This window comes from Kineococcus indalonis (assembly GCF_009906395.1).
GTDB classification, from domain to species: domain Bacteria; phylum Actinomycetota; class Actinomycetes; order Actinomycetales; family Kineococcaceae; genus Kineococcus; species Kineococcus indalonis.
Genome location: NZ_JAAALM010000331.1, coordinates 1 through 4,642 on the forward strand (window position 1 = coordinate 1; position 4,642 = coordinate 4,642).

Consider the following 4,642-nt stretch of genomic DNA (forward strand, 5'->3'; position numbering starts at 1 on the left):
CCCCGGAGCCGCTCGTCCCGCCCGGGCCGGCCCTCCCCGCAGGGGGAGTCCTCCCCGCCGAGCATGGGGCGCACCGCCCTGGTGCTGGGGGCCTTCGTGGCCGTCGGGCCGCTGACCATCGACATGTACCTGCCCGCCCTGCCCACGATCGTCACGCAGCTGCAGACCACCGAGGCCGCGGTGCAGCTGACCCTGACCGGCACCCTGGTGGGCCTGGCGCTGGGTCAGCTGGTGATCGGCCCGCTCTCCGACGCGCTGGGGCGCCGGCGCCCGCTGCTGGCCGGCACCGCCCTGCACGTGCTCGCCTCGCTGCTGGTGCTGCTGGCGCCGAACATCGCCGTCCTGGGCGTGCTGCGCGTGCTGCAGGGCGTGGGCACGGCCGCCGGTGCGGTCATCGCCCTGGCGATCGTGCGCGACCTGTACGACGGGCGCGCGGCGGCCACCATGCTGTCCCGGCTGTTCCTGGTGATCGGGGCCGCGCCCGTGCTGGCCCCCACCATCGGCGGGGAGGTGCTGCGCTTCACCTCCTGGCGCGGGGTCTTCGCCCTGCTCGCCGTGTACGGGCTGCTGCTGCTGGCGCTCGGCGCGCGGGCGCTGCGCGAGACCCTGCCCCCCGAGAAGCGCCGCCCCCTGCGCCTGGGCGCCACCGTGCGCACCTACCGCGCCCTGCTGCGCGACCGCACCTACCTGGGCCTGGTGCTGGTGGCCGGGCTGACGATGGCCGCCCTGTTCAGCTACGTGGCCGGCGCCTCGTTCGTCTACCAGGGCCAGTTCGGCCTGGACCAGCAGCAGTTCGGCCTGCTCTTCGGCGCCGGCGCCTTCTGGCTGATCGCGGCCACCCAGCTGAACCCGCTGGTGCTGCGCCGCCTCGCGCCCGCGCAGGTGCTGCTCGCCGGCACCGTCGCCGGCCTGCTCGCCGGCGCGGTGCTGCTGGTGCTGGCCACCACCGGCACCGGAGGCCTCCTGGGGGTGGCGGTGCCGCTGTGGGCGGTCCTGTTCTCCACCGGTCTGGCCCTGCCCAACGCCCCGGCGCTGGCCCTGTCGCGGCACGGCGAGGCCGCCGGCGCGGCCGCCGCGCTGCTGGGGGCCGTGCAGTTCGGCGTCGGCGCGCTGGTCTCGCCCCTGGTGGGCCTGCTGGGCAACGACGCCGCGGCCATGGGCCTGGTGATCCTGGTCGCCCTGGTGCTCGGCACGGCCGTGCTGGTGCTGCTCGTGCGCCCCTGGCGGCTGGCCGCCGACACCGCCCCCGCCGTCGCCACCGGTCACTGAGGAGCGCCCGAGCGCGTCAGCCGCGTGCGCGGTGGTGGGTCTGCATCGCCTCGCCGAGCTGCTCGTCGCTCAGCGGCGGGGCGGGCAGGGGGCTCGGGCGCGCGCGGCGGGTGCGCAGCCCGTCCAGGTAGATGCCCAGGTGCCGGCGCCAGTACTGGGGGCACGCCTGCCGGCCGAGGTCCCCGGCCACCTGCAGCGACTTCAGCGCCGTGACCAGGTCGGTGGCGGTGACGTCCGCGCGCAGGTCGCCGCTGTCCTGGGCCCGCACCACCAGGGCCTGCAGGCGCGGTCCGAGCTCGGCGCGGGCCAGCGCCACCCCGGCCCGGCCGTGCTCGCCCGTCAGGACGGCGTCGCGCAGGCCGCGGTCCTGGGCCATGCGCTCGCTGGAGCCGTCCAGGAACGAGGCCAGGCCCGTCCACGGGTCGGGGTCGGTGGCGGCCGCCTCGGCCAGGTGGCACAGCTCGCGGATCTGCTCCTCGAACAGCGCCTCGACCAGCGCGTCCTTGTCCGCGAAGCGCCGGTAGACGGTGCCCACGCCCAGGCCGGCGCGGTGCGCCACCTCGTCCAGGGTGGCCGCCAGGCCCCGCTCGGCGAACACCCGCCGGGCCGCCTCCAGCGTGCGGCGACGGTTCAGCTCGGCGTCGCGGCGCAGCGGTCGGGCCCCGTCGTCGGGAGCGCGCGTCGTCACCCGCGCACCCTAACGCGAACGGAGGCACCGCCTCCACTTCGACTGCTATCGTCGAGGAGAAGCGGAGAACGGGTCTCCGCTGAGTGGAGGCACCGCACGAGCATGCACAACCCCGAACAGCGCGGCGTCGAGGACGTCGACGACACCGCCGCACCCCGCGCGGGCCGGTACGTCCCGCGCCACGCCACCACGACGCCGCGGCCCCGCACCTCGCCCGACGGCCCGAGCGCCCCCACCACCGCCGCTCCCGTCGCCGCCGAGCCGGCCGCACCCGGCGGCACCTCGCGCGCCCAGTGGATCGTCCTGGCGGTCCTGTCGCTGGCGCAGCTGATGGTCGTGCTGGACGCGACGATCGTGAACATCGCCCTGCCCACCGCCCAGCAGGCGCTGGGGTTCTCCGACGAGAACCGGCAGTGGGTCGTCACCTCCTACGCCTTGGCCTTCGGCAGCCTGCTGCTGCTGGGCGGGCGCCTGGCCGACGTGCTCGGGCGCAAGCCGGTGTTCCTCATCGGCCTGGTCGGCTTCGCGCTGGCCTCCGCCCTGGGCGGCGCCGCGCAGGGCTTCGGCGTCCTCATCGTCGCCCGCGCCCTGCAGGGGGCCTTCGGGGCGATGCTCGCCCCGGCCGCGCTGTCGCTGCTGACGACCACGTTCACCGAGCCGGCCGCGCGCACCAAGGCGTTCGGCATCTTCGGCGGCGTCTCCGGCGCCGGCGGCGGCATCGGCCTGCTGCTGGGCGGGCTGCTCACCGAGCACCTGTCGTGGCGCTGGTGCCTGTACATCAACGTCCTGCTCGCCGTCGTCGCCGTCGCCGCGGGCGCGGCGCTGCTGGAGCACCGGCGCCCCACCCACCGCCCGCCGCTGGACTGGCCCGGCGTGGTCACCGCCGTGCTGGGCCTGGTCGGCGTCGTCTACGGCCTGGCCAACGCCGAGGTCGACGGCTGGGGCGCGCCCGGAACCTGGGGTTTCCTCCTCGCCGGCGTCCTCCTGCTCGTGGTGTTCTGCCGGCTGCAGACCCGGGTGGCGCACCCGCTGCTGCCGCTGCGCGTCGTGCTGGACCGCAACCGCGGCGGTTCGCTGCTGGCCATGGCCGTCACCGGTGCCGGCATGTTCGGCATCTTCCTGTTCCTGACGTACTACATGTCCGCCACGCTGGGCTACAGCCCCGTGCAGACCGGCCTGGGGTTCCTGCCGATGATCGCGGCGATCTCCGTGGCCGCCGGCGTCGTGGGCTCCGCGCTCCTGCCGCGCGTGGGCCCCAAGCCGCTGGTGCCGAGCGGCCTGGTGCTGGCCGCGGCCGGCATGGTGCTGCTCACGCGCATCGCGGCCGACTCCTCCTACGTCACGGTCGTCCTGCCCGGCCTGGTCGTCACCGGGCTGGGCCTGGGCTTCCTGTTCGCCTCGGCGATGGCCACCGCCACGCTCGGCGTGCAGGCCTCCGACGCCGGCGTCGCCTCGGCCATGGCCAACACCGCCCAGCAGATCGGCGGCTCCATCGGCACCGCCCTGCTCTCGGCGCTGGCCGGCAGCGCGGCGGCGGACCACCTGGCCGGGCTGGGCGGCGCGCCGACCCCGGCCGACGTGGTGCAGGCGACGCTGGCCAGCTACCACACGGCGTTCTGGTGGTCGGCGGCCATCTTCGCGGTCGGGGCCGTCGTCGCCGGGCTGCTGCTCAGGCCCGGCGTGCCCCAGGTGGACCCGGACGCCGCACCGGTCATCGCCCACTGAACCAGCCACCGACCCCACCGCCGCTGCGCGGACCCGCCCCGCGGGTCCGCGCAGCGGCGGTTCGCGCACGGCGGCGCGGGCGGCGGTGCGAGCAGGAGCCGTCGACCCGCGCCACCACGAGCCCCACGGCGCAGGAGGTCCAGACCCTCGCGCAGGTCCAGCAGGACGTTGCCACCCGCTTCGAGCTCGCCGACAGCGCGACGAGGTCGGCCGAACCGGCGCCACCCTCGACGCCGCCACCCTCGACGCCGCCACCCTCGACGCCGCCACCGTGGCCGGCGGTGCCGTCAGCGCCATCGAGGGCACCGGCCGGATCATCGGCCGGACCAGCGACCACCAGACCACGACCGCCTCCGCCGTGGAGGAGCGGACCGCCGCGACGCAGCAGATGTCGCGCTCGGTGGCGGACGCCGCGCAGGGCTCGCAGGAGATCGCCGCGAACACCGCCGGGGTGGGCACCGCGGGGGTGAGCACCGCGGGGGTGAGCACCGCCGGTTCCACGACCGAGGCGCTGGTGCGGACCAGCTCCGCGACCGAGGAGCTCTCCCGCACGGCCGGCGACCTGCGGGCCACCGTCGGGCGCTTCCGCTACTGACCCCCGCGCCCGTGCGCCGCGCGCACGGGACCACCGCTGTGCACGGGGCGGACCTCCACCCCGCCCCCCTGCCGCAGGACGGGGTTGGTGCCGGCGACGGCCAGGGCCGCCTCCGGGTCCGGCGCCTCCAGGACGTAGAAGCCGACGAGGACCTGCCCGGAGCCGGTGAACGGGCCCTCGCTGCGCCCGCCCGCGCGCAGCGAGGTGGCCGTGCGCCGCGGCGCCAGCGCGTACGCCGCGAGCACCGCGCCCGCTGCGGCCAGCTCGTCGGCGTGCTCGTCGCACGAGGCGGTGTCGGCCGGCGTGGCCCGCGGGGCGTGGGCGGAGTCGTCGGCGTGGATCAGGACGGCGTACTGGGCCACGCC

5 protein-coding genes are annotated in these 4,642 nt (G+C 76.7%); 3 read left to right on the top strand and 2 right to left on the bottom strand.

What is annotated here, in order from left to right:
* Positions 1 to 63 precede the first annotated feature (63 nt).
* Entirely contained in the window at positions 64 to 1,269 is a 1,206-nt protein-coding gene (locus GTR00_RS14975; protein WP_166612402.1) for a multidrug effflux MFS transporter, read from the top strand.
* Between the two features lie 16 nt (positions 1,270 to 1,285).
* On the opposite strand, the gene GTR00_RS25085 is transcribed toward GTR00_RS14975, so the two are convergent.
* Positions 1,286 to 1,957 (bottom strand): TetR/AcrR family transcriptional regulator, encoded by a 672-nt coding sequence (locus GTR00_RS25085; protein WP_166612403.1) that lies wholly within the window; start codon positions 1,955 to 1,957, stop codon positions 1,286 to 1,288.
* A gap of 102 nt (positions 1,958 to 2,059) precedes the next feature.
* On the opposite strand from GTR00_RS25085, the gene GTR00_RS14985 reads away from it, so the two are divergent.
* A complete protein-coding gene (locus GTR00_RS14985) occupies positions 2,060 to 3,682 on the top strand; it encodes an MFS transporter (RefSeq protein WP_166612404.1) in 1,623 nt (540 codons plus the stop codon).
* Between the two features lie 271 nt (positions 3,683 to 3,953).
* Positions 3,954 to 4,277 (top strand): hypothetical protein, encoded by a 324-nt coding sequence (locus tag GTR00_RS14990; protein ID WP_166612405.1) that lies wholly within the window; start codon positions 3,954 to 3,956, stop codon positions 4,275 to 4,277.
* On the opposite strand, the gene GTR00_RS14995 is transcribed toward GTR00_RS14990, so the two are convergent.
* Positions 4,271 to 4,642, bottom strand: a 372-nt coding sequence (locus tag GTR00_RS14995; protein WP_240900311.1) for a YciI family protein, incomplete at its 5' end; no start/stop codon positions are given. The two genes, GTR00_RS14990 and GTR00_RS14995, sit on opposite strands and share 7 nt — an antisense overlap.

Excerpts from the sequence above, each read along its gene's own strand:
- GTR00_RS14975 (WP_166612402.1), top strand. The coding sequence starts at position 64 with ATGGGGCGCACCGCCCTGGTGCTGGGGGCCTTCGTGGCCGTCGGGCCG.
- GTR00_RS14985 (WP_166612404.1), top strand. The coding sequence starts at position 2,060 with ATGCACAACCCCGAACAGCGCGGCGTCGAGGACGTCGACGACACCGCC.